This window comes from Pseudomonas sp. T8 (assembly GCF_024610635.1).
Taxonomy (GTDB): domain Bacteria; phylum Pseudomonadota; class Gammaproteobacteria; order Pseudomonadales; family Pseudomonadaceae; genus Aquipseudomonas; species Aquipseudomonas chlororaphis_I.
On the sequence record NZ_CP102374.1, the window covers coordinates 4,464,891 to 4,491,014 of the forward strand.

Genomic DNA, 26,124 nt, shown 5'->3' on the forward strand with positions numbered 1-26,124 from the left:
GGGTGTGATGTTCACTCGTGTACCGCAACCGCTGATCTATGCCGAGGCGCTGTTGGCGCAGTTCGCCAGCCTGTCGCGGGCGGCGGACGGTGGCGCGCTGCTGGGCGATTTCGTGCGCGGCGTGGCCGGGCTCAGCGGTTGCGAGCTGAGCCAGCTGTACCTGCTGGATGCCACCCATACCCGGCTGGGCCTGAGCGCCGAATGCCTGGGCGGCATCCTGCAACCGCGGGAAGCGGCGAGCCTGCCGGCGGACTACAACGGTGAGCAGCTGCTGCAGTTCGCCCTGTGCCAGAACCGCGTGGTGAGCCTGGTGGGGCTGAGCGGCAGCCTGCACGAAACCAGCTTCCTGCCGGCCCGGGATACCCCCTGGCAGTCACTGCTGTGCGTGCCGCTGGTGAACACGCAAAAGGCCGTCGAGGGCCTGCTGCTGTGCGCCAGTCGCGAACATATCGACCTGCAGGGTTTCGCCGATTCCATGGGCCAGTTGGGCTCGTTCGTGCTCGGGCAATTGCACCTGCTGCAACGCCTGCGTCGTCCGGTGGGCGACGCGACGCCCGTGGCCAGCACCCCGGTCAGCGCCAGCGGCTACGGGCTGATCGGCAACAGCACGGCCATGCGCCAGACCTACCAGTTGATCAGCAAGGTGCTGCACAGCCCCTACACCGTATTGCTGCGCGGCGAGACCGGCACCGGCAAGGAAGTGGTGGCGCGGGCCATCCACGACTACGGCCCACGGCGCTCCCAGGCGTTCATCGTGCAGAACTGCGCGGCGTTCCCGGAGAACCTGCTGGAGAGCGAGCTGTTCGGCTACCGCAAGGGTGCCTTCACTGGCGCCGATCGCGACCGTCCGGGGCTGTTCGACGCGGCCAATGGCGGCACCCTGTTGCTGGACGAAATCGGCGACATGCCGCTGTCCCTGCAAGCCAAGCTGCTGCGCGTGTTGCAGGAGGGCGAGATCCGTCCGCTGGGTTCCAACGACACCCACAAGATCGACGTGCGCATCATCGCCGCGACCCACCGCGACCTGGCGGTGCTGGTCAGCGAAGGCAAGTTCCGCGAGGACCTGTACTACCGCCTGGCGCAGTTCCCGATCGAGTTGCCGGCCCTGCGCCAGCGCGAAGGCGACATCCTCGACCTGGCCCGGCACTTCGCCGACAAGGCCTGCGCCTTCCTGCAGCGCGACCCGGTGAGCTGGTCGGAAACCGCCCTCAATCACCTGTCGGGCTACACCTTCCCGGGCAACGTGCGCGAGCTCAAGGGCCTGGTGGAACGGGCGGTGTTGTTGTGCGAAGGCGGTGAGCTGCTGGCCGAGCATTTCTCCCTGAGCAGCGAAGCGCTGCCGGAAGAACCCGGCCTGAACCTGCGCGAACGCCTGGAGAAAGTCGAGCGCCACCTGCTGCTCGATTGCCTGCGCAAGAACGACGGCAACCAGACCCTGGCGGCCCGCGAGCTGGGGCTGCCCAGGCGCACGCTGCTGTACCGCCTCGGGCGGTTGAACATCAATCTTGGCGACTTCGAGGGTTAGCGCGACATGACTTTCCCCAGCGCCTTTTTCGTTTCGCCAAGCGTCGCCCGCCAGGGTCGGCGCTTTGTGCATTGTCTACCCATGGAGACCCTCTGATGTCTGTTCGTCACTGGCAAGCCGCCCTGCTGGCTCTGATCGTTCTCAGCGGCCTCGGCGGCTGTAGCGGTAATTACAAATTCAACGACAACACCTATCGCCCATTGGGTGATCCGCAGGCGGTCAATCGCGGCAAGTGACCGCAAGGAGCATCATCATGGAACTGGTTTTCGAAATGCTGAACACCAAGCAGTTCGTGCCCACGGAGTTGAGCAGCAAAACCTTCAAGCAGGCCGGTGGGGTGATCGGGCGGGGCGAGGATTGCGACTGGATCATTCCGGACCGCAAGCGTCATCTGTCCAATCACCACGCGATCGTCAGCTACCGCGACGGAATGTTTTTCCTCACCGATACCAGCAGCAACGGTATCCAGGCCAGCGACAGCGGCGCGCGCCTGCGCAAGGGCGAGCCGCAGCGTATCGAGCACGGCAGCGTGTATGTGCTGGGGGATTTCGAGATCCGCGCGCGCCTGGTGCGCGATCCGGCGACCTTCGACGCCGAAGTCGGTCGTCCGCAAGCCGCTGGCAGCATCATTCCCGATGACGCATTCCTCGACCTCGACCCGCTCAACGCGCTGGACCAGCAGGAGCGGGTGTATTCGGAAATCGACGAGCTGACCGCGCTCAACACGCCGCGCCAGGAACCACGGCAGCGCGCGGACTATGCGCGCATCGACATGGAAAGCCTGCTGGTGCCGGAACTGGTGGCCCAGCCCGAGGCGCCGGTCGCCGTCGAGCCGGCCCCGGTGGAGCGCCAGCGCGAAGGCTTCTGGGAGCATTTCGGCGCGGCGCTGGGGGTGGACCTCAAAGGTCTCGATCACGACGCCCGCGAAGCCCTGGCGATCGATGCCGCGCGCCTGCTCAAGCAAAGCATCGGCGGCCTGCAGCAGAGCCTGCGCACCCGCAGCGAGCTGAAAAACGAACTGCGCCTGGCCCTGACCACGGCCCAGGGCGGTAGCAAGAACCCGCTCAAGTTTGCCGTGGACGCCAGCGAAGCGCTGGGCATCCTGCTGCAGGGCAACAAGCCCGGCCAGTTGCCGGCCGAGCAGGCGATCTCCCGCGCGTTCCGCGATCTGCAGGCGCACCAGGTGGCGCTGCTGACCGCCAGCCGCGCGGCCGTGCGCGGCACCCTCGAGCATTTTTCGCCGCAGCAACTGACCCTGCGTTTCGAGCGCGACAACAAGCCGTTGCTGGCCACATCCGGCAGCCGCTGGCGCGCCTACAACCGCTACCACCAGGCCCTGCGCCAGGACGATGACTGGAGCGAACGCCTGCTGGCCCGCGACTTCGCCCAGGCCTACGAAGAACAGATCCGCCTGATCTCCACCCTTCACACCGAACACCAAGGATGATGCGCATGTCTCGCTGCTCGACCCTGTTACTCAAGACGCTGGCTGCGCTGACCGCCCTGGCGTTGCTCGCCGGCTGCTCGTCGCTGTCGCCGTACTCGACCATGACCAAGCTCAACCTCAAGCTGACCGCCAGCGACCAGCTCAACCCGGACCTCAACGGTCGTCCGTCGCCGATCGTGGTGCGGCTGATCGAGCTCAAGCATCCGGTGGCCTTCGAGAACGCCGATTTCTTCAGCCTCTACGAGCGCGCCAAGGAGTCCCTGGCCCCGGACATGGTGGCCAGCGAAGAACTGGAACTGCGCCCGGGTGAAACCGTGGAACTCAAGCTCAGCGTCGAAGAAGGCAGCCGCTACGTCGGCGTGCTGGCGGCCTACCGCGACCTGTCGGAAACCCAGTGGCGCTATGTGGTGCAGCTCACTCCGGTGGAACTGACCGAAGCCGACCTGACCCTCGACCAGGCCGGTATCCGCACCAGCAATGCAACGCTCGCCAAGGCGGACAAGTAATCATGAACGTGCATAAAGTCATTTGGCAGGAAGGCATGTTGCTGCGCCCGCAGCACTTCCAGCACAACGATCGCTACTACGACTACCAGATGAAAACCCGCACCCAGTTGCTGGGCAGTTATTCCTGGGGGTTCCTGAGCCTGGAGATCGACCTGCAGTTCCTCAACATGGGCAAGCTGGTGATCAGCCAGGCCTCCGGCATCCTGCCCGACGGCAGCCTGTTCGAGCTGGGTGGCAACACCGAGCCGCTGGCCCTCGACGTACCGCCGAACACCGGCAACACCCCGGTCTACCTGGCCTTGCCGCTGGTGACCGGCAACCACATCGAGTCGCGCCGTCCGGAGCAGTCCGATGTGCTGGCGCGCTACACCACCTACGAGGCGGAAGTGGCCGACTCCAACGCCGGCGACGATTCCAGCAGCCAGGTCAGCTGCGCCCGGCCGGACTTCCGCCTGCTGCTCGGCGAGCAACAGAGCGACCAGGCCTATGTGAAGCTCAAGCTCTGCGAAGTCCTCGACACCACGCCCGACGGGGTGATCAGCCTCGACCCGGACTTCGTGCCGACCTTCATCCACGCCCATGCCTCGAGCTACCTGCTGTCGTGCCTGAAGGAAGTGATCAGCATGCTCAGCCACCGCGGCGACACCATTGCCGACCGGATCCGTTCCAACGGCAAGGTCGGCGGTGCCGAAGTCGGCGACTTCATGATGCTGCAACTGATCAACCGCACCGAACTGCTGCTGCGCCACTACCTGGGCCTGGAGCAGGTGCATCCGGAAGAGCTGTACCGCACGCTGCTGACCATGCTCGGCGATCTGGCGACCTTCGCCAGCGACAGCAAGCGGCCGCGCCTGGACAGCCGCTACCAGCACAGCGACCAGGGCGCGAGCTTTCGCAAGTTGATGGACGCGATCCGCCAGGTGCTGTCGATGGTGCTCGAACAGCACGCCATCGAGCTGGTGCTGCAGGCTCGCCAGTACGGGATCATCGTGTCGCCGTTGCATGACCACAAGCTGCTGGGTTCGGCTTCGTTCGTCCTGGCCGCCAGCGCCAACTGCGACTCCGAAGAACTGCGCCATCGTTTGCCGGCGCACCTCAAGGTCGGCCCGGTGGAGCGCATTCGCCAGCTGGTCAACCTGCACCTGCCGGGGATCAAGGTCAAACCCTTGCCGGTGGCGCCACGGCAGATCGCGTTCCACTCCAACAAAACCTATTTCATCCTCGAACTCAGTTCCGAAGACCTGGCGCAACTGGAGCGTTCCGGTGGTTTCGCCTTCCACGTGTCCGGCGAATTCGCCGAGCTTGAACTGAAATTCTGGGCCATCAGGAACTGACCGACATGATCAAGGACATGGAACACAACCAGGACGACAAGACCGTCCTGCTCGATCGCCAGGGCCATGGCCCGGCGCAGAGTCCGCTGACCGATTTCGCCGCGCCGCCACGCTTCGAGCAACTGGAAGAACGGATGATCTACGCCGCGCGCCTGCGCCCGGCCGAGGCCTTCAACATCAGCCTGAACGCGCTGGTGGCGGCGGCCTCCGATCTGTTGTCGGAAGTGGTGCGCCTCAAGCACAGCGACACCCGCGAAGACCTGTACGCGCTCAACGAGCGGCTGACCTCGGCCCTGAAACTGTTCGAGGTGCGCGCCCTGCACAACGGCGCCGAAAGCAGCCAGGTCATGGCCGCCCGCTACGTGCTGTGCACCGTGGTCGACGAGGCGGTGGTCACCACTCCGTGGGGCAATGAAAGCGAGTGGTCGCAGATGAGCCTGCTCAGCAGCTTCCACAACGAGACCTTTGGTGGCGAGAAGTTCTTCCAGCTGCTGGACCGGTTGTCGAAGAACCCGGTCAAGCACCTGCCGATGCTGGAGCTGATGTACCTGTGCCTGTCGCTGGGCTTCGAGGGCAAGTACCGGGTCATGGCCCGCGGCATGCTCGAACTCGAAGGCATCCGCGATGCGCTGTACCGGCAGATCCGCCAGCTGCGTGGCGACGTGCCGCGCGAGCTGTCGCCGCATTGGGAAGGCCTGCACGACAAGCGCCGCAGCCTGGTGCGCATCGTGCCGTGGTGGATGGTCGCGCTGTTCACGGTGGTCTGCCTGGTGGTGATGTATTCGGGGTTCGCCTGGGTTCTGGGCGAGCAGCGCGAGACCGTTCTGCAACCTTATCAGCAGCTTGACCCGGCCGTGGTCCAGCCCCAGCCGTAATACAGGGACGTGTGATGAAAAACTTCTTCAAGAAAGTCGGCGCCTTCCTGCGCAAGACGTGGGTCTGGACGCTGTTGCTGGTGCTGTTCGTGGCGCTGCTGGTGTGGTTCGTCGGGCCGCTGCTGGCGGTCAACGACTACAAATTCTGGGAAAGCGCGACCTCGCGCCTGCTGACCATCAGCGTGCTGTTCCTGATCTGGGGCCTGACCATGGTCTTCGTCAGCTGGCGCGCCGGGATCCGCAAGAAAGAAATGGAAGACAGCGAAGACGGCCAGGAACGCCTGCGCCGTGAAGAGCTGATCGACGAGGAACAGAAAGAGCTGCGCAGCCGCTTCAAGGAAGCCATGCGCACCCTCAAGACCTCCAGCCTGTACCGCGGGCGCAGCGAGCGCTGGCGCAACGACCTGCCCTGGTACCTGCTGATCGGTCCGCAGAGCAGCGGCAAGACCAGCCTGCTGGACTTCTCGGGCCTTGAGTTCCCGATCAACAAGATCGACCGCAAGCTGACCCGCGACACCATCGGCACCCGGCATTGCGACTGGTACTTCGCCGACCACGGCGTGCTGATCGACACCGCCGGCCGCTACCTGACCCAGCCCGACGCGGAAGTCGACGGCAGCGCCTGGAGCACCTTGCTCAACCTGCTGCGCAAGCGCCGTCGCGGGCGTCCGCTCAACGGTGTGTTGGTGACCATTCCGGTGGAACTGCTGCTGAGCGGCAACGAGCCGGATCTCGACACCCTGGCGCGCCAGGTCCGCGCGCGCCTGCAGGACGTGCACCAGAAGCTGCACGTCGACGTGCCGGTGTACCTGGTGCTGAGCAAGGCCGACCAACTGCTCGGCTTCGACGAGTTCTTCGACCAGCTGAGCCGCGAGGAAAGCGATCAGGTGCTCGGCACCAGCTTCCGCAAGGAGCAGAACGGCACCGACGTCGCCGTGCTGCGCCAGGAGTTCGAAGAGCTGCTGCGCCGCCTGAACAGCCAGGTGATCATGCGCATGCACCAGGAGCGCGATACCCAGCGCCGTGGCCGCATCCTCGACTTCCCGCACCAGTTGGGGCAGATCGGCGAGCGTCTGTGCCTGTTCGTCGACATGGCATTCACCGGCAACCGCTACCAGCGGGCCAGCCAGCTACGCGGTTTCTACCTGACCAGCGCGCCGCACCTGACGGAAAAACTCGACCCCGACACCGCCAGCATCGGCGCCAGCCTGGGCATGGCGGCCGGTGTGCTGCCGACCCTGCGCAGCGGTCGTTCGCGCTTCATTCACCACCTGCTGAGCCGGGTGATTTTCCCCGAGGCCGACCTGGCTGGCCTGGACAAGCGCGAGCGCAATCGCATCCATTGGGGCCAGCGTGCGCTGTACGTTGGCGCGCTGGTGGCCCTGGGCTTGTTCGGCCTGCTCTGGGCCGGCGGTTTCTCCGCCAACTACGAGCGCCTGGAAAACCTGCGCTCCCTGGCGCAGAACTGGAACCAGCAGCGCACCGCGCTGACCGCCCGCGACGACGCGATGGCGGCGCTCAAGACCCTCGACACCAGCTTCGAAGCCACCAAGGTGTTCCCGGCCAAGGGCGACGTCTCGCTGCACGAGCGGGTCGGCCTGTACCAGGGCGAGGAAAGCAACCCGGTGGTGCTCAGCGCCTACGAGCGTGAGCTGCAAGCGCAGCTGCTGCCACGGGTGGCGCAGATGCTGGAAGGGCAGATCCGCAGCAACATGCGCGACCGCGACCGCCTGCTCAACAGCCTGCGGGCGTACCTGATGCTGAACATGCAGGACCGTCGCGATCCGTCCTGGCTCAAGGACTGGGTGGCCAGCGACTGGTCGACACGCTACGCCGGCAACACCGCGGTGCAGAACGGCCTGAACGCGCACTTCGAACGCCTGCTCAAGCTGCCGTTCAGCTACCCGCTCAACGACACGCTGGTGGCCCAGGCGCGCCAGGTGCTGCGCAGCGAGTCGTTGGCCAACGTGGTCTATCGCGTGCTGCGCGAACAGGCGCGGAGCCTGCCGGAGTACCGCCTGAGCCAGCATCTGGGGCCGCAAGGCAGCCTGTTCGTCGGCACCGACTACGCGATCCCGGGCTTCTACACCCAACAGGGTTACCAGCAGTATTTCTCGGTCCAGGGCACGGCGCTGGTCACCGATATCCTGCGTGACAACTGGGTGCTGGGCGAAGGCAGCGGCATCAGCGGCATGGACCTGCGCCGCCTGATGGTGGAACTGGAACAGCTGTACTTCCGCGACTACGCCAACTTCTGGAGCGAAGCGGTCGGCCAGGTCGGTCTGCAACCGTTCAACGACGCTGGCGAAGGCGCTGATCAGGTCGCCGGCCTGACCTCGGCCAACTCGCCAGTGCTGCAACTGTTGGTGGAGGTGCGCGAGAACACCCGCTTCCAGGCCATCGCCGAAAGCGCCGAAGACGTGACCGCCGCGGCGGACAAGGCCGCCGAGAAGGGCGGGGCGCTGGGCAAGGTCGCGGCGGCTGCCGCGGGCAAGGCCCAGGAAGCCCTGGCCAAGAACCTGCCGGACACCGCGAAGAAGTCGCTGCAACGTCGCTTCGAACCGCTGCACCGCCTGCTGGACGACAACAACGGCCCGGCCGCTGACCTGACGCCGGCGCTGCAAGCGCTGAACGACCTGCAACTGCAACTGGCCGGCCTGGCCCGTGCCAGCGCGCCCGAGCAGGCGGCGTTCGAGATGGCCAAGACCCGCATGAGCGGTCAGCGCGATGCCCTGAGCAGCCTGCGCAACGCCTCGGTGCGCCTGCCGCGTCCGGTGAGCGTGTGGTTCAACGTGCTGGCGGAAGACACCTGGCGCCTGGTGCTCAACGACTCCTACCAGTACCTCAACCAGCGTTACCAGAGCGAGCTGTACAGCTTCTACGGCAAGGCCATCAGCAAGCGTTATCCGTTCAGCGCCCACAGCACCAGCGATGTCGCCATCAGCGACTTCCGCGAGTTCTTCAAGGCGCAAGGCATCGCCGATCGCTTCTTCGAAACCTACATGCGGCCTTTCGTCAGCGGCGATCCGGGCAACTACCGCCTGCGCAGCATCGACGGCCACAGCCTGCCGATGTCCAAGGTCTACCTCGACCAGATGGCCGCGGCCCAGGTGATCCGCCAGAGCTTCTTCTCGGAGAACCCGGCGGAGCCGCAGGTGCAGTTCAAGCTGGAGCCCTACACCCTGGACCCGGCGGTGAGCCGCTCGGAGTTCCGTTTCGGCGACAAGACCATGGAATACCGCCACGGCCCGATCGTGCCGGTGTCCTTCAAGTGGCCGACCGACGCCGAAGACGGCCGCACCAGCCTGGTGCTGGACAAGATGGCCGGGCGCCCGGTGGGCATTGAAAAGAACACCGGCCCCTGGTCGCTGTTCCGCCTGTTCGACCTGATGCAGACCGAGTACCTGACCGGCCGTGACGTGCTGGTGCTCAAGGCCGACCTGGGCGGCCTGCGCGCCAACTACCTGCTGATGAGCCAGCGCACGCCGAACCCGTTCGACATGGGCGTGCTGCGCACCTTCCGCATGCCGGTGCAGCTCTGATGCTGGTTGCCAGTACCTGGCGCAGCGCTGCGCGCACCGACCCGGGCAAGGTTCGGGCGCGCAACGAAGATGCCTTCCTCGACTGTCCGGAGCAGGGGCTCTGGGTGGTCGCGGACGGCATGGGCGGGCATCAGGGTGGCGACATCGCCAGCCAGTTGATCGTCGCCAGCCTGGCCGAGTTGCCGGCGCAGGACAGTTTCGACGAGCGGCTCAAGGGCTTGCGCCAGTGCCTGCACTGGCTCAACCGGCGCCTGGGCCAGGAGTTGACCGTCACCGCCGAGCGCCACGACAGCATCATGGGCAGCACCGTGGTCGCGCTGTTGCTGGAAGGCGACCGCGCGGCGTGCATCTGGGCCGGCGACAGCCGCTGTTACCTGTGGCGCGGGCAGCGTCTGTACCAGCTGTCCAAGGACCATTCGCTGCAACAGCAACTGATCGACGAGCAGCAGATGAGCGTCGAGCAGGCGCGGGCCCATCCGGCGGCCAATGCCCTGACCCGGGCGGTGGGCGCCAGCGAGCAGCTGACCCTGGATGTGCTGGAGCTGCAGGTCTACCCCGGCGATGCCTTCCTGCTGTGCAGCGACGGCCTGTACCAGGGGCTGACCAGCGACGCGCTGGGCAACGCCTTGAGCCTGGCTTCGCCGCAGGTGGCGCTGGAGCGCCTGTTCGACGGCGCCCTGCGCGGCTCGGCCCGGGACAACCTGACAGCCGTGGTGATCCGCCAATGAGTGATCTCAAATCCGGTCTGGATAACATCCTGATGAGCGAGGAAGAGGCCAGCAACCTGACCTATTTCGCCTTCGCCAAGGCCAATGAGGCGCCGCGTCCCGTGGCGCCCAAGGCCAAGGGCAAGGGCAAGGGGCGCAACCGCTCGAGGAACCGCTCCCGTTCCAAGGCCAAGGCCGTGGCGCCTGTGGGTGGGCTGCCGGATGTGCTGGCCGGACGTTACCGCCTCGAGCGCCTGCTCGGGGCCGGTGGCATGGGCGCGGTCTACCGCGCGCGGGACCTGCTGCATGAGCAGTTCGGCGATCCCGACCCTTACATAGCGCTCAAAGTCATGAGCGAAGAATTCTCCGAGACGCCGGATGCCAGTGCCTTGCTCTACAGCGAGTTCGCCCTGACCCGACGCCTGCGCCACCCGAACGTCGTGCGCTTGCACAGCTTCGAGGTGGACACCCAGTGCCAGCGCGCCTTCATCACCATGGAGCTGATGCGCGGACTGACCCTGGACAAACTGCTCTGCGAGCGGCCGTTGGGCCTGCCCTGGAAAGAGCTGCGCGATGTGGTGCGGCCACTGCTCGATGCCCTGGCGTACAGCCACGCGCGCGGTGTGCTGCACGGCGACCTGAAGCCGAGCAACGTGATGCTCTGTGAAGACGGCGTGCGGCTGTTCGACTTCGGCCTGAGCCAGGCCGAGGAGGGCTTGCTGCCCGGCCTGCCGCAGCTGAGCCGCAGCCGCTTCAACGCCTGGACGCCCGGCTATGCCGCCCCCGAATTGCTGGAGGGCGGGGCCTTGTCGGCCAGCGCCGATCTGTACGCGGTGGCCTGTGTGATCTTTGAGCTGGCCTGCGGCAAACACCCGTATCGCCGGTTGCCGTCGACCCAGGCCCGCGACGAACGCCTGGACCGCACGCTGCAGGCGCCCAAGAACCTTCCCAGACACTGTTGGCCAGCCCTGCGCGCGGCGCTGGCCTTCGATGCGGCGCAACGCACCATCTGCGCCCAAGCATTGCGCGACGCCATGCGCGCGGATTCGTCCTGGCTGCAACGCTGGTTCCATCGGCGTAACGGATGACCACCGAACAGGGAGCAAGATATGTTCAATCCTTCCAATGAAACCCACTTCAGCCTGACGGTCGACGACTTCCAGGGTGACTTGCAGGTGCTGTCTTTCGAAGGGATCGAAGGCATCAGCCAGCCGTTCCGTTTCGATCTGGAACTGGTCAGCGAGAACCCCGACCTGGACCTGGAGACGCTGCTGCACAAGCAGGCGTTCCTGGCCTTCGACCCGACTGCTCTGAACGGCGGGGGCTCGGGCATCCACGGGCAGATCTACCGCGTGGCCCAGGGCGATGCCGGCAAACGTCTGACCCGCTACAAGGTGTCGCTGGTGCCGCAACTGGCCTACCTCGAACACCGCACCAACCAGCGCATCTACCAGCAAATGTCGGCGCCGAAGATCATCGCCCTGATCCTCGAAGAGCACGGCATCCAGGGCAACGCCTACCGGTTCCAGCTCGGCACCCCGTGCCCGGACCGCGACTACTGCGTGCAGTACGACGAAACCGACCTGCATTTCATCCAGCGCCTGTGCGAAGAGGAAGGCCTGCATTACCACTTCCAGCACAGCCCGCAAGGCCACCTGCTGGTATTCGGCGACGACCAGACCGTGTTCCCCAAGCTCGGCCAGCCCACCGCCTATATCCAGGGCAGCGGCATGGTCGCCGACGAGCCGGTGATCAAGGGTTTCAACCTGCGCCTGGAAACCCGCACCCGCCGCACCACCCGCCGCGACTACGACTTCGAGAAGCCGCGCCTGCAACTGGAAGCGGCCTATAAGCCCGAGGCTGAAAGCGAAGAACCGGACCTGGAAGACTACGACTACCCGGGCCGCTTCACCGACCGTGCGCGCGGCAAATTCCTCAGCCAGCGCGCCCTCGAACGCCACCGCGCCGACTACCAGCAGGCCGAAGGCTGGGGCGACCAGACCCGCCTGGTCAGCGGCCACTTCCTGGAACTGTCCGAGCACCCGCGCAGCGAGTGGAACGACCTCTGGCTGCTGACCCACATCGTCCACGAAGGCAAGCAGCCACAGGTGCTGGAAGAGTCGGTGACCAGCGACACCACCGACAACAAGGATGACTTCCACCAGGGCTATCGCAACCGCTTCCTCGCCACGCCCTGGCAGGTGTTCTACCGCCCGGCCCTGAACCACCCGAAACCGCGCGTGCTCGGTAGCCAGACCGCGGTGGTCACCGGGCCCAAGGGCGAAGAAATCCACTGCGACCAGTATGGGCGGGTCAAGGTGCAGTTCCACTGGGATCGCGAAGGCAAGGCCGACGACAAGACCAGCTGCTGGCTGCGCGTGTCCTCCAGCTGGGCCGGCGACCGCTACGGCGCCATCGTCATCCCGCGCATCGGCATGGAAGTGTTGGTGACCTTCCTCGAAGGCGACCCCGACCAGCCGCTGATCACCGGCTGCCTGTACCACAAGGAACATCCGGTGCCTTACGCCCTGCCGGCGAACAAGACCCGCACGGTGTTCAAGTCCATGAGTTCCCCCGGCGGCGCCGGCTACAACGAACTGCGCATCGAAGACAAAAAAGGCGCCGAACAGATCTTCATCCACGCCCAGCGCGACTGGGATGAAAACATCGAGCACGACCAGAAAATCCGCATCGGCCACGAACGCCACGACACCGTGGAGAAGAACACCTACACCGAACTCAAGGCCGAAGAACACCGCATCACCCACGCCGACCGCAAGACCGAAACCCGCGTCGACGACCACCTGACCGTGGGCGAAAACCAGCACATCAAACTCGGCACCGCCCAACTGACCAAAGCCGGCCAGGAAATCCACCTCAAGGCCGGCGCCAAGATGGTCATCGAAGCCGGCAGCGAACTGACGATCAAGGCCGGGGGGAGCTTTATCAAGCTCGATGCCGGCGGCGTCACGGTGGTGGGGCCGGTGGTGAAGATCAATGCGGGGGGCTCTCCGGGGAGTGGCACCGGGATCGGCATTAAGCCGCCGACGTTGCCGGGGGCGGCGGATAAGGATGTGGCCGGTGATCTGCCGGTGGTTGCGCCGAGCAACATACCGATGCCACCGCCACCGGTGTGCAAGGAATGCCTGGCCCGGGCCAAACGTAACAGCCAAGCCCTGGCGGCACGCTAAAGGACCCTGACATGTACGCAAGCAATCCGCAGTGGCACGAGCTGTTATGGGACGAAGCCCAACGACTGGGCCAGGAGCATATCGACCTGCTGATCGACGCCACCAGCCTCGACTACCCGTTGCTGGCAGAGCTGGCGAACCAGCCGGACGCACCGGCATTGGCCAAGCTGTTCGACAACACCCCGGAAGTGGCGATCGCCGACTTCGGCCCGCTGCTGCTGCGGGTGAACAAGGCGCAGAAACCCTGGTTGAAAACCTTCATCAGTGCTGTCGACTGCAATCAGCATGTGCTGGCGCTGTTCAGCCCCTGGAGCTTCGAAGCCCTGGCCGGGCATCTGCGCAGTTGCACCCAGGCGCGCTGGAACCAGGGCCGCTCCGAAGGCGTGTTGCGCTACTACGACCCGCGCATGTTCGTGCCAGTGTGCGAAACCCTGACCCCGGCTCAAGGCCAGGCCTTCCACACCCCGGTCATCGTCTGGCACTGGCTCGACCGTGACCAGCAAGCCCAGAGCCTGCCCGGCAACTACGTGCGCCACGCCCCGCCACCGGTTATCGAGCCCTTCATGTTCGACCACCCGCAAGTGGCCAACCTGCTGGCCTGGACCGAGGCCGACAACTACCGCATCGAACGCTGCGCTACCCCGCAGGACTACGGCATGAGCCGTAAGGAAGGCCTGATCCGCCACCTGTTCCACAGCCAACTGGCCGCCAATAAAAAAGGCCTCAAGGAACCGGAAGAGCGGCAACCCTTTATCCAGGAATGGCTGCTGGATAACTCGCCTTTCGTCATCGACGAGCCACCGAGGCCGTTGATATGAAGCGGTCTTTCAAGGGGAATGCCTGCAGCCAGGTGCTACGGCTGCTGTTGGGCGTGGGCAGCGTACTGATGATTACCGCCTGCCAGAGCCCCTCCAAGATGTTGGGCGCTCCGGTGACTGGTTATAACCATACTTCTGCAGCGATCAACCGTTTTACGGTTAATGGTGCTGGAGGGCCGAACTTGGGCCCCCATCAAGGAGGGGGAAAACAGGTCTGCTGCGGTCTTGTTCCTCGCGAGTGGGTGCCAGGGCTTAGGGCGATTGTTGAATGGGAGAAGGATCCTGATCCTGGCGGCTACATCAAGCGAGACCAATATGGCCAGCTTGATACTGAGGACTACAAACGGCATGCCGCCAACTACTCACATCACAAGGTTACGGTTGAAATCCCTCGGTACGCTGTAGCAGGGAGTTTGAAAGTGCATTTTCTTCCGTGCGACCAAGTGCATGTTTCTGTAGACAACATTAAACCCGGCTCTCCGGGTTATCCCTATAACTACCCGATGAACATGGAGGGGCCGAAGGTATGTGTACTTTAATTATAAATAAGATTATGGCGTACTTTTTCTTGCTCAGAAAAAATGGCTTTTTATCGGGGGCATATGTGCATGTCCAAGGTCGATTTTATATTTTTGATTTAGTTCGTTGTTCGTTGTTGGTTTTGGGGGTAGTGACAGTAAGTGCCTGTCAAGCTGAATCAAAAATGTTATCTGCTCCAGTAACTGGTTATAACCATACCTCTGCTGCTATCAATCAGTTCACCATTAACGGAGCAGGTGGACCAAACTTGGGGCCGAATCTGGGGGGTGGTGGTGAGGTTTGCTGCAGTGTAATTCCTCGTAAATGGAACCCGGGATTAAAGGCAATCGTGAAGTGGGAAAAGGATCCTAATGCTGGCGCGTCAGTAAATTGGCCTCCGCTTGGAACAGATGCTTATCGAGAGGCATATCGAAAGCACGCTGCTAAATTTACTCGCCATCAAGTAGTCGTAGATATCCCCCAGTATGGGGAAAAAGTTTGCGCGCTGCAGGTTCATTTCCTTCCTTGCGATCAGGTTAAGGTATCTACAACATGCTTTACGCCGTCCAATCCTAACTATCCTGACAAAGAATATTTCAAAATTAAGGAGCCGGCGGTATGTCCGAGTCATTAAGAAAAGACGTTTCTCCGTCTCCTAGTGCGGCGTTGATTGCACCCAAATTTCCTCAAGATGGCCGGCTTCCCAGCGATGCTAAGGCTCTTTCAGAGAATATTGCCATACAGAGGCGTGGTGAGGTTGCTTTCGGAAATAAACTTCGTAAAAAGCTACAGGCTAAAGGAGAAGCCTATAGCGGGATGCCTTGCTGTAAGACTCTGCACATTACTATCGCATTTGATGGAACTAATAATAACGATAAGGCTGACAGAGCTTCGATTCCGTCGTCCTGTAGTAATATTGCAAGAATCTTTCATGCCAGTATTGGTGGAGTTGCAGCTGAAGAGCAGGGTTTTTTCCGTTATTACAGTCCTGGTGTAGGAACCGTATTCCCAGATGTTGGTGAGTACGCCCCCAGTGATAGTGGGCTGATGTTTGCTAGTGGTGGTGAGAGTCGCATCAACTGGGGGCTCACTCGATTAATCGATGCATTGAAACAGACATTGGAAGGTACTAGGCTCGATCTACCCAAGACGCAAGAACTCGTGGAGTCTATGGCGACTGGTACAATTACTTTTCTGAGTGGTGGATTGCTTCAGAATGGTGAGAAGAAACGCGCTGCAACTATGGGAGATGAAATATCCAAATTAGAAAAAATTCTGGATAAACGTGTTGAGTCAGAAGAAAAGCCACATATTTTAGCAATAAAATTATATGTCTATGGCTTTTCTCGTGGTGCAGCACAAGCGCGTACATTTGCGAACTGGTTACAAGTACTGACTCGTGTGCAAGGAGATTCTGGTAAAACAGAATACCGTTTCGCCGGTCTTCCAATTTCTATAGAGTTTCTTGGTATTTGCGACACAGTGGCTGCTGTAGGCATGGCTGACAGTATGCCGTTCGCTGCTGGTCATATGGGGTGGGCAGACGACACAATGCGTCTGCCTGATGAAGTGTTAGCACAGTGCATGGACACAGCACTTCCAAATGATTGTCACTATTTGAAGCGGTGTGTGCATTTGGTTTCAGCACACGAGCAACGTGCAAGCTTTCCTTTAGATTCTATTCGGCGTAGACCGAAAAATGCTCAAGGTAAACGCGACTCTAAACAGGCATCTGGTTATCGTGATGGTACTGAAGAGTATCTGTACCCTGGTGTGCACTCTGATGTCGGAGGAGGTTATTCGCCAGGGAATCAAGGGAAGGCTATGGGAGGTTCGGCAGAGTTACTTTCGCAGATTGCTTTACATCATTTGTATGCGGAGGCATTCAAGGCTGGAGCACCATTGCAAGTTCCAAAAAGTATTCTTATTACAGATATTCATGAAGCCTACCGCGGGATGGATGACATCACGCAAAACGAATTCGACTTTAGCTCGACATTAGTAACACGTTTCAATGCTTGGCAGTCCCAAGCTAGAGCCGGCACGATGGACGAGATGATGAGGCGCGAGCATGCGTTGATTACCGCTTGGCGTATTGATCGCTATGCAGGCGGTCTGGCTCAACGCGGTTTCTTCGCAAATGTGGAAAAGGATATGCCTAAGGCCGAACAGGAAGCCTGGGAGGCAATCTACAAGCGTCATTCAGCCAAGGATGCCGCTGCTGCTCAAGGGAAACCGCTGCCAACATATACAGAGAAGGAGGAAAAGGAATATCAGGCGAATGTCCAACTTGTAGGCCAAGACAAAGTGGATAGCATTAGTACGGAAAAGGCGTTCGATCCTCCGCTGGATCAGGCTCAGCTACTCGGTGCAGCCGCAGAGTTTCGCCGTGACTATTTTAAGGAGTGGGGAATTGTCGATGATTGGAAGTACGGAAGCTTAATTGTCGATATGTTGGTGGGGGGGACGGTCTATGCAATTAACGAAGAAGATGAGGCCGAGGAATACAATTACCTGCATGACAACGGTACTAAACGTTATCAAGAGATATTCAGTGCTCCAGATAAGCCCCGTAAGGGGCAGGAAGACTTAGTGGCATTGTTCGATGACCAAGTGCATGACTCTCGCGCATGGTTTATGAATACATCGGGGCTTGGTCCCCGTGAGCCGTTCACTGACTATTTCCGTATTCGACTGGTACATTTTGATAACGAATCCAATAAGCAACTTTCACCAATAGTGACAGCAGGACGTGTAATAGGCTTGGGTATTGCCGTGGCCAGTATTGGCTTGAGCATCAAGAAGCGTGACCCTCGAATGCTACTGGCATTACCTTTGATGACTGCGGTCAGCCCAATTCTCACAGGTAAAGTCAGTCTGCCGGAAATCAGTGCTTTCGACCCTGTCACTGGCATAGCCCTACCGATGATGAACAACTTGGATTCGCTACGAGCTTTTACTAAAACACCGGGAGACGTCACGGCCAAGGTCGCGGCATTACCGCCACTGTTGCCATTGAGCGAAGCAACTGCCAACACACCTGCGTTGCAGAAAATCCTGGTGGCGCACCAGGCTCTGGAGGCTGTGGAGGCGGCACGCAACAAGGATGCGGGATCATTGGCTGGAATGCTGGCGAAAGCTGCCAACGACGAGGACAAGCCCGGAAGTTGGAAAGACATGCTGGCGAATCAGGTCGGCAATATGAAGTCGTCCGAGAAGAAGGTGTAGCGGCAAGGAAGTAAAGGGCGGCACTCGTTGAGTCGCCCTTTGCTTGCTGATTTAGGCGTGCTCTTGAGTGGTGGTTACGTCAGAGAGCATTGCAGTAGAAAGGTCATCCACCACCGCTTTGCCCATTTCGCACAGATAATAAGCCGGCCAAGCGTAGCGCTCTCCTTGTTCCTCCATTGCCGCATCGAGCATGAGTTTTTTGGTTGGAAGCATGCTCCAAGGCTTCCCGAACTGGGATATCTGGATTGACGCGGAACAGGCTTTGTTCTTTTTCGCCGCAATCGGCGAAGGTGACGATGCCAATGGTTTTGACTGAGGTGGTCATTGCGCACCTCCAGCTCTGGGCAGGGAATGGGTTTTGAATGGGGTGGTGATGTGCATGGCAGTAACTCCGTTTACTGAATTGAGCTGCCGTTTCGTTTCCAGTCGAAAGGGTGGCAGCTATGCGCGGGCTGGAAAACCGGAGTAAACGGAACCCGGCAGACCCGAAGGTCTCCCGCGCACAGCCGCCATAACACGAGAAAGCCAGGCACAAAAAAGCGCCAGCAATCGTGATAGTTGGCGCTGCTGCACCGTTTACTCATCGGGTTTCCAGGCCCGGCCGCTGATTTTGCAGCGACGGCGGAAGGATAGCGGGGAGGCTGGGCAGCTGCAACGACAGGATTACTGCATTTTATGACGATGTGTTTTCGGCGTGTTCAGCGGGCTTGGGTGACAGCGTCAGTCCGATCTTTATGAGTCGCGCACTAAATAGGAATCATCGCGCCGCTAAATTGGTGTTTTCCTACATTCGCCAAACGCTCAACTTGGTAGCGTCTTGTGAGTTTCTCGTTGGGCTTCGATAAGCAACTCTTCATAGCCTCACGGATGTAATGGATGGCTATCGACAGGGAGTAAGCAATGTTCATCCTCTTCAACGAAAAGTACTTCACCCCTCTGCCTGGCTTTGATTGCTATGACCCATGTTGCGGTGTGCTGGCGGTGAATAAAAAAGGGCCAAAGACTGACTCCTTCGTTGTCATCAACGACCGGCGCCGTGGCTGATATGAGCCAGGGGAGATTGTTCGGAGGAATGGCGCTGGGGGTGTTGGGTGCGCTGATGCTCTCTGCATGCCAGGCTCGTCAGGAAATACTGAGTGCTCCGGTGGCGGGGTACAACCACACCTCGGCTGCGATCAACTGGTTCAGCGTCAATGGCGCTGGAGGTGGTAATGCGGGTCCGCATCAGGCGGGTGGCAGTGAGGTGTGTTGTGGCATGGTCCCGCGAAACTGGACCCCAGGCTTGCGAGCTATTGTGGTGTGGGAAAAGGATCCCGCGCCCTATGCTTACGGAAAATGGAGTGAGCGCCCTTACTCTGATGAATGGAGGGCGCGTATGGCAGTGCATAAAAAACAATATTCACGTCATGAAATGACAGTGGAAATACCAAAATACGATGAACCAGGAAGCCTGAAGGTTCACTTTCTTCCCTGTAATGAAGTACGGGTTTCAGCTACAGGCATTACTCCTGGGTACCCTGGTTATCCCTACAACTTTCCGATGAATATGCCAGAGCCCAAAGTATGTCCGGACTGATGAGGTGCGCTATGAGGTGGGGAGCGTTGCTTGGGCGAATGACAGTTGGGATAGCGGTGATGCTGATGTTTTTGGCGTGTCAGACCGAGCCGAAAATGCTGGCCGCACCGGTGACGGGATACAACCACACCTCGGCTGCAATCAACTGGTTCAGCATCAATGGCGCAGGAGGCGGAAATTTGGGGCCTCATGAAGGTGGAGGCAGCCAGGTTTGTTGTGGGGTGGTACCGAGATACTGGACGCCAGGGCTGAGGGCGATTGTCGAGTGGGAAAAGGACCCTGACCCATACTCTTCGAAGATGTGGCCAGAGCAACCTTACTCAGATGCCTGGACCAAGCGGATGGAAGCAAAAAAGCGGCAGTACACACGTCATAAGGTGACGGTTGAAATTCCGAGGTATAACGAGCCCGGAAGTCTGAATGTTCACTTTCTCCCCTGTAATGAAGTACGGGTTTCAGCTACAGGCATTACTCCTGGGTACCCTGGTTACCCCTACAACTTTCCGATGAATATGCCAGAGCCCAAAGTATGTCCGGACTGATAAGGCGAGGAGTATTGCTTGGGCGAATGACGGTTGGGATGGCAGGGATACTGATGCTTTTAGCGTGTCAGACCGGCCCGCAAATGTTGAGCGCACCAGTAACCGGATACAACCACACTTCGGCGACTATCAATTCCTTCACCATTAACGGTGCTGGAGGGCCAAATCTTGGTTCGAATTTGGCTGGTGGGGGTGAGGTTTGTTGCGCTGTCTTACCCCGCCATTGGCGCCCGGGTTTGAAGGCAACAGTGACGTGGGAAAAGGATCCCAATCCAGGTGAGTCTGTAAATTGGCCTCCCCTTGGAACGGACGCTTATCGAGAGGCATACCGAAAGCATGCCGCCAAGTACACCCAACATCGCGCCGTTGTGGATATCCCGCAGTATGGGGAGAAAGTCTGTGCACTCCAGGTTCACTTCCTTCCCTGCGATCAGGTGCGGGTATCGACAACCTGCTACACACCCAGCAATCCCAACTACCCCGACCGGGAATACTTCCAGATGAAGGAGCCGGCAGCATGCCCGGTTCTTTGATCAGTTTTGGGGCCTCATGAGGGTGGAGGTCGCCAGGCATGACTATTACGAGTTGTCGCGAGTTCTCTTGTTTAAGGTAGAAAATCCATGAGGTTTGTCATTCAGCCCCCTTCCTTTAACGCATTTGAAGGCCTGTTCTCTGTAAAGCGTATAAGCCGACTCGGCGCTGGTGTCTTGCTCGGAACGCTGTTGCCGATCATGACCTGCTCAGCGCAAGGCCGGGAATCGGGAGAGGGTTGTTACGGTTACCTCACTGAGTTGGTCAGGAGCAGCAATTTTCCCTTTCGAGAGGTCGCCAAAGAGAAGGCCAACTTGCTGATCGATGAGGATGATGGCGAGACGATCCGGGCCAAGGTGTTTTTCGATACGCAGGGGACGGGCACGCTTGGGTGGGTGAAGTATGGTGTGAACGATGGGTCGTTGCTGGATATCACGGTGGATCCTGAGGAGCCGGTGGTGCTGCGTTATGACGAGCGTTTTGCGCAGGGGTACAGCAAGTGTCTTGAGCAGCGATAGTGCTGGGGCTGTATTCGTCGGCGAGTGCTGCGCACTCGATCGCAGCCTTCGGCAGCGGCTACAGAGTGCGTGACTTGGTGGTCATTTTCGCTAAAAAGACATTCATCTTTCTCTAACGCTGCATAACGGTGGCGTTCCCTTCCGAAGCCGCTACACTGCGCCAGCCGTTCATTTTTTCTTTGGGGCTTTGCGCATGAAATTTCGTTTTCTGCTGTGGATGATGGGGCTGTTGATGGGCAAGGCCAGCCGGACCAATCCTGCGTTTCAGCAGCAGTTGGGTGACAAGGAACTGGTGTTTCAGTTGCAGACGCTGGATGGCAAGGTGGCGCGGCATTTCCGGGTGAAGGACCAGCGGATTACTAGCAAGTCCGGTGTCTATCCCGAGCCGGCGTTCGCCATTGCCTTTAAAGACGCGGCCTATGGTTTTGCCACGATGCAGGCGAAGAACAAGCAATTGGCCTTTATGACCGGGATTCAGGACAAGTCGATCCAGATCAAGGGCAACCCGGCGCTGGTGATCTGGTTCCAGGGGCTGACCAAGTACCTGAAGCCGAAGAAGGCCAAGCCGAAGGCGTGAGGCCGGTCAGGTAGACCGAGGTGGATTCATCGCGGGCAAGCCTCGCTCCTACAGGGGCGGGGGCTTGTCCGTTTTGTTTTCAGTGCTGGCTGAACTGCGAGGCCAGTTCGCGCAGCAGCACTTCGGCTTCGAGGACTTTGCTGACCACGTCTTCGGCTTTGTCGCGGGACAGGCCGAGGCGTTCGAGCAGGGCGTCAGGGATGTCTTCGACGGGGCCGGAGCCGATGCCGCGGCTGCGCAGCAGGCGCACGGCCAGGCACACCAGGTTCGGGTATTCGGCGTAGGCACCGTCATAGCTCGGGTCGTGCTGGAAGCGCAGGGCGGTGGACAACTCGTCCGGCATATCCCAGTAGCGCATCAGCCAGGCGCCGATCTGCTCGCGGCTGATGCCCAGCAGGTGCTGTTCGACGTAGCTGTGGCACAGGTGCGGGTTGACCTCCAGGTGGCGGCAGATCAGCGAGAAGTGCGGCGGGAAGACGTGGGCCAGCAGCAGGTAGCCGAAGTTGTGCAGCAGGCCGGCGAGGTAGGTCAGGCCGGATTCCGGGCGCTGCGCGCGCGGCATGGCGCGGGTCAGGCCTTCGATGACGGCGGCGGTGTAGATCGACTGCTGCCAGTACGGCGTGCTGTGTTGCGGGTGGTCCTTGGGCAGGCTCAGGGTCTTGCCCAGGGCCAGGCCCAGCGCCAGGTTGATCACCAGGTCGAAGCCCAGCACGCGGACGATGGCGTCTTCCACCGAGCGGATCTTGCCCGGCGAAGCGTAATAGGGCGAAGCCGCCCAGCTCACCACTTGCGCGGCCAGGGCCGGGTCGGTTTCCACCACGCCGGTGATGTCGTCGATGGTGGCGTTGGGGTCGACCCGCAGCTTGATGATCTTCTGCGCGGTTTCGGCGAGCGGCGGAATCTCGATGGTCGCTTCCAGGCGTTGCTGGATGCGCCGGGCGGTGAAGGCCTGCATGGCCTGGGTGATTTCCTCGCGGTCGTCGTCCGGGCGGTCGAGGTTCGGGCGGATGCTGCTCAGGGCTTCGCCGAAGTTGCCGGCGCTGGCCTTGCTCAGCATGCTCTTGAAGGCGTCGCTGGTGATTTCCAGCAGTAGGCCCGGCTCGCCGGAGTTGATCAGCAGGTGCGGCTCGCGCAGCAGGCTTTCTTCGTACAGGCAGGGCGAGCTGGTGAGCGCCGGCAGGCCGGGCAGCAGGCTCAGGTTGTGTTTGCCGAGCATGCGCTCCAGGCGTTCCGTGGAGACGGCGGTCAGGCGGCGGCCGGTCAGTTCGGCGAGGCGATTGAGGTCCAGCAACTGGCTCTGCGGGAACAGCACCATCAGCGCGCCGACGGCGTCGTCCAGCAGGACGGCCTGTACCTTGCGCGCGGCTGGCAGGCCCGGGTGGTCGAGGACTTCCGTGAAGCCGATGTCCAGTTTACCGAGCAGCAGCCGGATTACAGACGGAGCGTGCGGGGCTGCGGTGGCGAGGGCAACTTCTGTCATGGTCTGTATCCGTTTTCAAACAATTTCAGGAGTATAACCAGCTTGATCGGGGCATTCGCCCCTTAACTGAGACGCTGCTCACACTTGGCCGTATTGCTGCCCGTGGCGCAGCCAGCGTTCCAGCAGCGGGCTGACGTGATGCGGCCAGCGCTCCAGCAAGGCCTGGGCGGCATCGCGCACGGCCGGCAGCAGGTCGGCATCGCGCATCAGGTCGGCGACCTTGAATTGCAGCAGGCCGGTCTGGCGGGTGCCGAGCATCTCGCCGGGGCCGCGCAGTTCCAGGTCCTTTTCGGCGATGACAAAACCGTCGTTGGTTTCGCGCATGATGCCCAGGCGCTGGCGGCCGATCTGCGACAAGGGAGGATGGTAGAGCATGACGCAATGGCTGGCGGCGCTGCCCCGACCAACGCGACCGCGCAGCTGGTGCAGCTGGGCCAGGCCCAGGCGCTCGGGGTTCTCGATGATCATCAGGCTGGCGTTGGGCACATCGACGCCGACTTCGATCACGGTGGTGGCCACCAATAGTTGCAATTCACCGGCCTTGAACTGGCCCATGACCTCGGCCTTTTCCGCCGGCTTCATGCGCCCGTGGATCAGGCCGACCCGCAGTTCGCCCAGGGCGCTGCTCAGGTCTTCGTAAGTGGTTTCCGCGGCCTGGCACGTCAGCTCTTCGGATTCCTCGATCAGCGTGCACACCCAATAGGCCTGGCGCCCTTCGGCGCAGGCGGCGCGCACCCGCTCGATGACCTCGACGCGGCGCGAGTCGGTCACCAGCACGGTGTTCACCGGCGTGCGGCCTGGGGGCAGTTCGTCGAGGATCGAGGTGTCCAGGTCGGCGTAGGCGCTCATGGCCAGGGTCCGCGGGATCGGCGTGGCGGTCATGATCAGTTGGTGCGGGCACAGGCGCCCACCCACGCCTTTCTGGCGCAGGGCCAGGCGCTGCTGCACGCCGAAGCGGTGTTGTTCGTCGATGATCACCAGCGCCAGGTTCTTGAACTGCACTTCGTCCTGGAACAGCGCGTGGGTGCCGACCACCATCGGCGCGCCGGCGGCGATCTGCTCCAGGGCCGCTGTGCGGTTCTTGCCCTTGAGCTTGCCGGCCAGCCAGGCGACCTCCAGCCCCAGCGGTTCGAGCCAGCGCTTGAAGGTGATGAAGTGCTGCTCGGCGAGGATCTCGGTCGGCGCCATCAGCGCCACCTGATAACCGGCCTCCAGCGCCTGCAGGGCGGCAAGGGCGGCGACCACGGTCTTGCCGGCCCCCACGTCGCCCTGGATCAGCCGCAGCATCGGCTCGGGCTGGCTGAGGTCGTAGGCGATCTCGTTGCCGACCCGCTGCTGCGCCCCTGTGGGCGGAAAGCCGAGGTTCTTCAGGTACTGCGCCGGCAGCCGGGTAGCCTTGGGTAGCGCCGGGGCGAGTTGCGAGCGCAGGCTTTCGCGCAGGCGCTGCTGGGACAGCTGATGGGTCAGCAGTTCCTCGAACGCCAGGCGATGCTGTGCCCAATGGTGACCCAGGGCCAGCTCGTCGACATCGGCGTCGGCCGGCGGGTGGTGCAGGTAGCGAATCGCATCGTCCAGCGGCGCCAGCTGGTAATCCCGCGCCAGCTCTTGCGGCAGCCAGTCCGGCAGGCTGCGCGGGCCGAGCAGGGCCAGGCTCTGCTGGCACAGCATGCGCAGGCGTTGCTGGGTCAGGCCTTCGGTGAGCGGGTAGATGGGGGTCAGGGTCTGGTCCACGGGCGGCGGTTCATCGCCGCTGATGGCGCGGTATTCCGGGTGGTAGATTTCCAGCCCCGAGGCGCCAGGGCGGGCTTCGCCATAACAGCGCACGCGGGTGCCGCGCTTGAGGCCTTCCTTCTGCGCGTTGCTGAAATGGTAGAAGCGCAGGCTGAGCCCGCCGGTGCCATCCTGCAGGCGTACCAGCAGGCTGCGGCGCTTGCCCATCACCACGTCGGCGCCGCTGACGGTGCCTTCGATCACCGCGTCCTGCCCAGGGCGCAGCGCGCCGATCGGCACCACGCGCGTGCGGTCCTGATAACGCAGGGGCAGGTGGAACAGCACGTCCTGCAGGTTCTCCAGGCCGACCTTGGCCAGCTTTTCGGCCATGGCTTCGCCGACGCCCTTGAGTGCCGTGACCGGCACGTTCGACAGCTCAGTCATCGCGACGGCTTAACTCGCGGCAGGCGGCTTGGCCACCGAACACAGGCGGATCGAGTCGGCGAGGATCTCGATGGCTTTCGGCCGCGGAAAGCTGGCGCGCCAGGCGATCGCCACGGTGCGGAACGGCACGGGCGCGCTCAGCGGCCGTACTTCGATCACGCCGGGGGTGTAGTGATGGCTGTCCACCGCCGAGAGCGGCAGGATCGAGACGCCAAGGCCGGAAGCGACCATGTGGCGGATGGTTTCCAGGGAGCTGGATTCCACCGTGGTGTGCTTGGCGCCGTCGTTGCCTTTGGCCAGGGTCGGGCAAGCCTCGAGTACCTGGTCGCGGAAACAGTGGCCTTCGCCCAGCAGCAACAGGCTCTTGTCGTTGAGCAGGTTGGCGTCGATGCTCTCTTTCTGGGTCCAGGGGTGGGTGCTTGGCATCAGCACGTAGAAGGGTTCGTCGTACAGCGGCAGGGTCAGCACGTCGGCTTCGTTGAACGGCAGGGCGATGATGATCGCGTCCAGTTCGCCGTTGCGCAGCTTGTCGCGCAGCGCGTGGGTGAAGTTCTCTTCGATGTACAACGGCATCTGCGGGGCGACCCGGTGCAGTTGCGGGATCAGGTGTGGGAACAGGTAGGGGCCGACGGTGTAGATCGCGCCGACTTTCAGCGGGGCGGTCAGCTGGTTCTTGCCGGCCTGGGCCAGCTCGCGAATGCCCTGGGCCTGTTCGAGGACCTTTTGCGCCTGGGCGACAATGCCTTCGCCGACCGGCGTCAGACGTACCGCACTCTTGCTGCGCTCGAAAATCAGCACACCGAGTTCGTCTTCAAGCTTCTTCACGCCCACCGACAGGGTCGGCTGGCTGACATGGCAACGCTCGGCCGCGTGGCCGAAGTGCTGCTCTTGGGCGAGGGTAACGATGTAGCGTAATTCAGTCAGAGTCATAGCGGACGTCCATGAGGTTGCGGGCCAAGCATACCGGCTGCAATCGATAGACGCACGTTATCAGACTCAATGCTCGCTGTGACACTGGGCAATCCATGTTGCTCATGCCCGGAAAAGCAAAAAG

23 protein-coding genes and 1 pseudogene are annotated in these 26,124 nt (G+C 61.6%); 20 read left to right on the top strand and 4 right to left on the bottom strand.

Annotated elements, in window-relative coordinates; genetic code table 11:
- Positions 1–7 precede the first annotated feature (7 nt).
- The 14 genes from NRG23_RS20035 (at position 8) to NRG23_RS20100 (ending at position 17,692) form a co-directional block, all read left to right on the top strand.
- Positions 8–1,525, top strand: a complete 1,518-nt coding sequence (locus tag NRG23_RS20035; RefSeq protein WP_009051587.1) for a sigma-54-dependent Fis family transcriptional regulator — start codon at positions 8–10, stop codon at positions 1,523–1,525.
- Between the two features lie 95 nt (positions 1,526–1,620).
- On the top strand, positions 1,621–1,761 hold the full coding sequence (locus NRG23_RS20040; RefSeq protein ID WP_007930271.1) for a hypothetical protein: 141 nt from the start codon (positions 1,621–1,623) through the stop codon (positions 1,759–1,761).
- Between the two features lie 17 nt (positions 1,762–1,778).
- Entirely contained in the window at positions 1,779–2,972 is a 1,194-nt protein-coding gene (tagH, locus tag NRG23_RS20045; protein ID WP_009051586.1) for a type VI secretion system-associated FHA domain protein TagH, read from the top strand.
- Between the two features lie 5 nt (positions 2,973–2,977).
- Positions 2,978–3,478, top strand: coding sequence for a type VI secretion system lipoprotein TssJ (tssJ, locus tag NRG23_RS20050; protein ID WP_009051585.1), 501 nt, complete (start codon positions 2,978–2,980; stop codon positions 3,476–3,478).
- A 2-nt stretch (positions 3,479–3,480) separates the two neighbouring features.
- Complete coding sequence (gene tssK / locus NRG23_RS20055) at positions 3,481–4,812, top strand: type VI secretion system baseplate subunit TssK (RefSeq protein ID WP_009046207.1); 1,332 nt, start codon at positions 3,481–3,483, stop codon at positions 4,810–4,812.
- Positions 4,813–4,817: 5 nt separating this feature from the next.
- Positions 4,818–5,687, top strand: coding sequence for a type IVB secretion system protein IcmH/DotU (gene icmH, locus NRG23_RS20060; RefSeq protein ID WP_007930266.1), 870 nt, complete (start codon positions 4,818–4,820; stop codon positions 5,685–5,687).
- 14 nt (positions 5,688–5,701) lie between these two features.
- Complete coding sequence (gene tssM / locus NRG23_RS20065; protein WP_257371826.1) at positions 5,702–9,229, top strand: type VI secretion system membrane subunit TssM; 3,528 nt, start codon at positions 5,702–5,704, stop codon at positions 9,227–9,229.
- On the top strand, positions 9,229–9,957 hold the full coding sequence (locus NRG23_RS20070) for a PP2C family serine/threonine-protein phosphatase (protein ID WP_007930264.1): 729 nt from the start codon (positions 9,229–9,231) through the stop codon (positions 9,955–9,957). Before tssM ends, NRG23_RS20070 begins: the two co-directional genes overlap by 1 nt.
- A complete protein-coding gene (locus NRG23_RS20075) occupies positions 9,954–11,024 on the top strand; it encodes a serine/threonine-protein kinase (RefSeq protein ID WP_257371827.1) in 1,071 nt (356 codons plus the stop codon). Before NRG23_RS20070 ends, NRG23_RS20075 begins: the two co-directional genes overlap by 4 nt.
- Positions 11,025–11,045: 21 nt before the next feature.
- Complete coding sequence (locus NRG23_RS20080) at positions 11,046–13,127, top strand: type VI secretion system tip protein VgrG (protein WP_257371828.1); 2,082 nt, start codon at positions 11,046–11,048, stop codon at positions 13,125–13,127.
- A gap of 11 nt (positions 13,128–13,138) precedes the next feature.
- A complete protein-coding gene (locus tag NRG23_RS20085) occupies positions 13,139–13,945 on the top strand; it encodes a DUF4123 domain-containing protein (RefSeq protein ID WP_124302267.1) in 807 nt (268 codons plus the stop codon).
- A complete protein-coding gene (locus NRG23_RS20090) occupies positions 13,942–14,484 on the top strand; it encodes a DUF3304 domain-containing protein (RefSeq protein ID WP_124302266.1) in 543 nt (180 codons plus the stop codon). Before NRG23_RS20085 ends, NRG23_RS20090 begins: the two co-directional genes overlap by 4 nt.
- The gene (locus NRG23_RS20095) at positions 14,472–15,098 is read left to right on the top strand and encodes a DUF3304 domain-containing protein (RefSeq protein WP_226303220.1); all 627 of its coding nucleotides are present in this window, start codon (positions 14,472–14,474) and stop codon (positions 15,096–15,098) included. The genes NRG23_RS20090 and NRG23_RS20095 overlap by 13 nt, the downstream gene beginning before the upstream one ends.
- Positions 15,083–17,692, top strand: coding sequence for a DUF2235 domain-containing protein (locus NRG23_RS20100; RefSeq protein WP_101283990.1), 2,610 nt, complete (start codon positions 15,083–15,085; stop codon positions 17,690–17,692). The genes NRG23_RS20095 and NRG23_RS20100 overlap by 16 nt, the downstream gene beginning before the upstream one ends.
- A 51-nt stretch (positions 17,693–17,743) precedes the next feature.
- Here the strand turns inward: NRG23_RS20100 and NRG23_RS20105 are convergent.
- A pseudogene (locus tag NRG23_RS20105) lies at positions 17,744–18,017 on the bottom strand (DUF3077 domain-containing protein).
- A gap of 575 nt (positions 18,018–18,592) precedes the next feature.
- On the opposite strand from NRG23_RS20105, the gene NRG23_RS20110 reads away from it, so the two are divergent.
- From NRG23_RS20110 to NRG23_RS20135, 6 genes are all read left to right on the top strand, one after another.
- Positions 18,593–18,736 (top strand): hypothetical protein, encoded by a 144-nt coding sequence (locus tag NRG23_RS20110; protein WP_257371829.1) that lies wholly within the window; start codon positions 18,593–18,595, stop codon positions 18,734–18,736.
- Position 18,737: 1 nt separating this feature from the next.
- Positions 18,738–19,268 (top strand): DUF3304 domain-containing protein, encoded by a 531-nt coding sequence (locus tag NRG23_RS20115; RefSeq protein WP_257375084.1) that lies wholly within the window; start codon positions 18,738–18,740, stop codon positions 19,266–19,268.
- A 38-nt stretch (positions 19,269–19,306) separates the two neighbouring features.
- On the top strand, positions 19,307–19,810 hold the full coding sequence (locus NRG23_RS20120) for a DUF3304 domain-containing protein (RefSeq protein WP_257371830.1): 504 nt from the start codon (positions 19,307–19,309) through the stop codon (positions 19,808–19,810).
- A gap of 26 nt (positions 19,811–19,836) precedes the next feature.
- On the top strand, positions 19,837–20,343 hold the full coding sequence (locus NRG23_RS20125) for a DUF3304 domain-containing protein (protein ID WP_373922231.1): 507 nt from the start codon (positions 19,837–19,839) through the stop codon (positions 20,341–20,343).
- Positions 20,344–20,430: 87 nt separating this feature from the next.
- Positions 20,431–20,859 carry a hypothetical protein gene (locus NRG23_RS20130; RefSeq protein WP_257371831.1) on the top strand — a complete coding sequence of 143 codons (429 nt, stop codon included), beginning with the start codon at positions 20,431–20,433 and terminating at the stop codon, positions 20,857–20,859.
- 193 nt (positions 20,860–21,052) lie between these two features.
- Positions 21,053–21,436 (top strand): hypothetical protein, encoded by a 384-nt coding sequence (locus tag NRG23_RS20135; RefSeq protein WP_009051576.1) that lies wholly within the window; start codon positions 21,053–21,055, stop codon positions 21,434–21,436.
- Between the two features lie 79 nt (positions 21,437–21,515).
- Here the strand turns inward: NRG23_RS20135 and NRG23_RS20140 are convergent, their stop codons facing one another.
- The 3 genes from NRG23_RS20140 to NRG23_RS20150 form a co-directional block, all read right to left on the bottom strand.
- The gene (locus NRG23_RS20140) at positions 21,516–22,916 is read right to left on the bottom strand and encodes an aminoacyl-tRNA deacylase and HDOD domain-containing protein (protein WP_124314494.1); all 1,401 of its coding nucleotides are present in this window, start codon (positions 22,914–22,916) and stop codon (positions 21,516–21,518) included.
- 78 nt (positions 22,917–22,994) lie between these two features.
- Complete coding sequence (recG, locus tag NRG23_RS20145) at positions 22,995–25,070, bottom strand: ATP-dependent DNA helicase RecG (protein WP_025807008.1); 2,076 nt, start codon at positions 25,068–25,070, stop codon at positions 22,995–22,997.
- 9 nt (positions 25,071–25,079) lie between these two features.
- Positions 25,080–26,000 (bottom strand): hydrogen peroxide-inducible genes activator, encoded by a 921-nt coding sequence (locus NRG23_RS20150; protein WP_257371832.1) that lies wholly within the window; start codon positions 25,998–26,000, stop codon positions 25,080–25,082.
- Between the last annotated feature and the right edge of the window lie 124 nt (positions 26,001–26,124).

What these genes read in the sequence shown, in the direction of transcription:
- NRG23_RS20100 (WP_101283990.1), top strand. Translation starts at nt 15,083, where the DNA reads ATGTCCGAGTCATTAAGAAAAGACGTTTCTCCGTCTCCTAGTGCGGCG.
- NRG23_RS20135 (WP_009051576.1), top strand. Translation starts at nt 21,053, where the DNA reads ATGAAATTTCGTTTTCTGCTGTGGATGATGGGGCTGTTGATGGGCAAG.
- NRG23_RS20110 (WP_257371829.1), top strand. Translation starts at nt 18,593, where the DNA reads ATGTTCATCCTCTTCAACGAAAAGTACTTCACCCCTCTGCCTGGCTTT.
- NRG23_RS20085 (WP_124302267.1), top strand. Translation starts at nt 13,139, where the DNA reads ATGTACGCAAGCAATCCGCAGTGGCACGAGCTGTTATGGGACGAAGCC.
- recG (WP_025807008.1), bottom strand. Translation starts at nt 25,070, where the DNA reads ATGACTGAGCTGTCGAACGTGCCGGTCACGGCACTCAAGGGCGTCGGC.
- NRG23_RS20095 (WP_226303220.1), top strand. Translation starts at nt 14,472, where the DNA reads ATGTGTACTTTAATTATAAATAAGATTATGGCGTACTTTTTCTTGCTC.
- tagH (WP_009051586.1), top strand. Translation starts at nt 1,779, where the DNA reads ATGGAACTGGTTTTCGAAATGCTGAACACCAAGCAGTTCGTGCCCACG.
- NRG23_RS20125 (WP_373922231.1), top strand. Translation starts at nt 19,837, where the DNA reads ATGACGGTTGGGATGGCAGGGATACTGATGCTTTTAGCGTGTCAGACC.
- NRG23_RS20080 (WP_257371828.1), top strand. Translation starts at nt 11,046, where the DNA reads ATGTTCAATCCTTCCAATGAAACCCACTTCAGCCTGACGGTCGACGAC.
- NRG23_RS20040 (WP_007930271.1), top strand. Translation starts at nt 1,621, where the DNA reads ATGTCTGTTCGTCACTGGCAAGCCGCCCTGCTGGCTCTGATCGTTCTC.
- NRG23_RS20090 (WP_124302266.1), top strand. Translation starts at nt 13,942, where the DNA reads ATGAAGCGGTCTTTCAAGGGGAATGCCTGCAGCCAGGTGCTACGGCTG.
- NRG23_RS20075 (WP_257371827.1), top strand. Translation starts at nt 9,954, where the DNA reads ATGAGTGATCTCAAATCCGGTCTGGATAACATCCTGATGAGCGAGGAA.
- tssM (WP_257371826.1), top strand. Translation starts at nt 5,702, where the DNA reads ATGAAAAACTTCTTCAAGAAAGTCGGCGCCTTCCTGCGCAAGACGTGG.
- NRG23_RS20150 (WP_257371832.1), bottom strand. Translation starts at nt 26,000, where the DNA reads ATGACTCTGACTGAATTACGCTACATCGTTACCCTCGCCCAAGAGCAG.
- NRG23_RS20115 (WP_257375084.1), top strand. Translation starts at nt 18,738, where the DNA reads ATGAGCCAGGGGAGATTGTTCGGAGGAATGGCGCTGGGGGTGTTGGGT.
- NRG23_RS20140 (WP_124314494.1), bottom strand. Translation starts at nt 22,916, where the DNA reads ATGACAGAAGTTGCCCTCGCCACCGCAGCCCCGCACGCTCCGTCTGTA.
- NRG23_RS20035 (WP_009051587.1), top strand. Translation starts at nt 8, where the DNA reads ATGTTCACTCGTGTACCGCAACCGCTGATCTATGCCGAGGCGCTGTTG.
- NRG23_RS20120 (WP_257371830.1), top strand. Translation starts at nt 19,307, where the DNA reads ATGACAGTTGGGATAGCGGTGATGCTGATGTTTTTGGCGTGTCAGACC.
- icmH (WP_007930266.1), top strand. Translation starts at nt 4,818, where the DNA reads ATGATCAAGGACATGGAACACAACCAGGACGACAAGACCGTCCTGCTC.
- tssK (WP_009046207.1), top strand. Translation starts at nt 3,481, where the DNA reads ATGAACGTGCATAAAGTCATTTGGCAGGAAGGCATGTTGCTGCGCCCG.
- tssJ (WP_009051585.1), top strand. Translation starts at nt 2,978, where the DNA reads ATGTCTCGCTGCTCGACCCTGTTACTCAAGACGCTGGCTGCGCTGACC.
- NRG23_RS20130 (WP_257371831.1), top strand. Translation starts at nt 20,431, where the DNA reads ATGAGGTTTGTCATTCAGCCCCCTTCCTTTAACGCATTTGAAGGCCTG.
- NRG23_RS20070 (WP_007930264.1), top strand. Translation starts at nt 9,229, where the DNA reads ATGCTGGTTGCCAGTACCTGGCGCAGCGCTGCGCGCACCGACCCGGGC.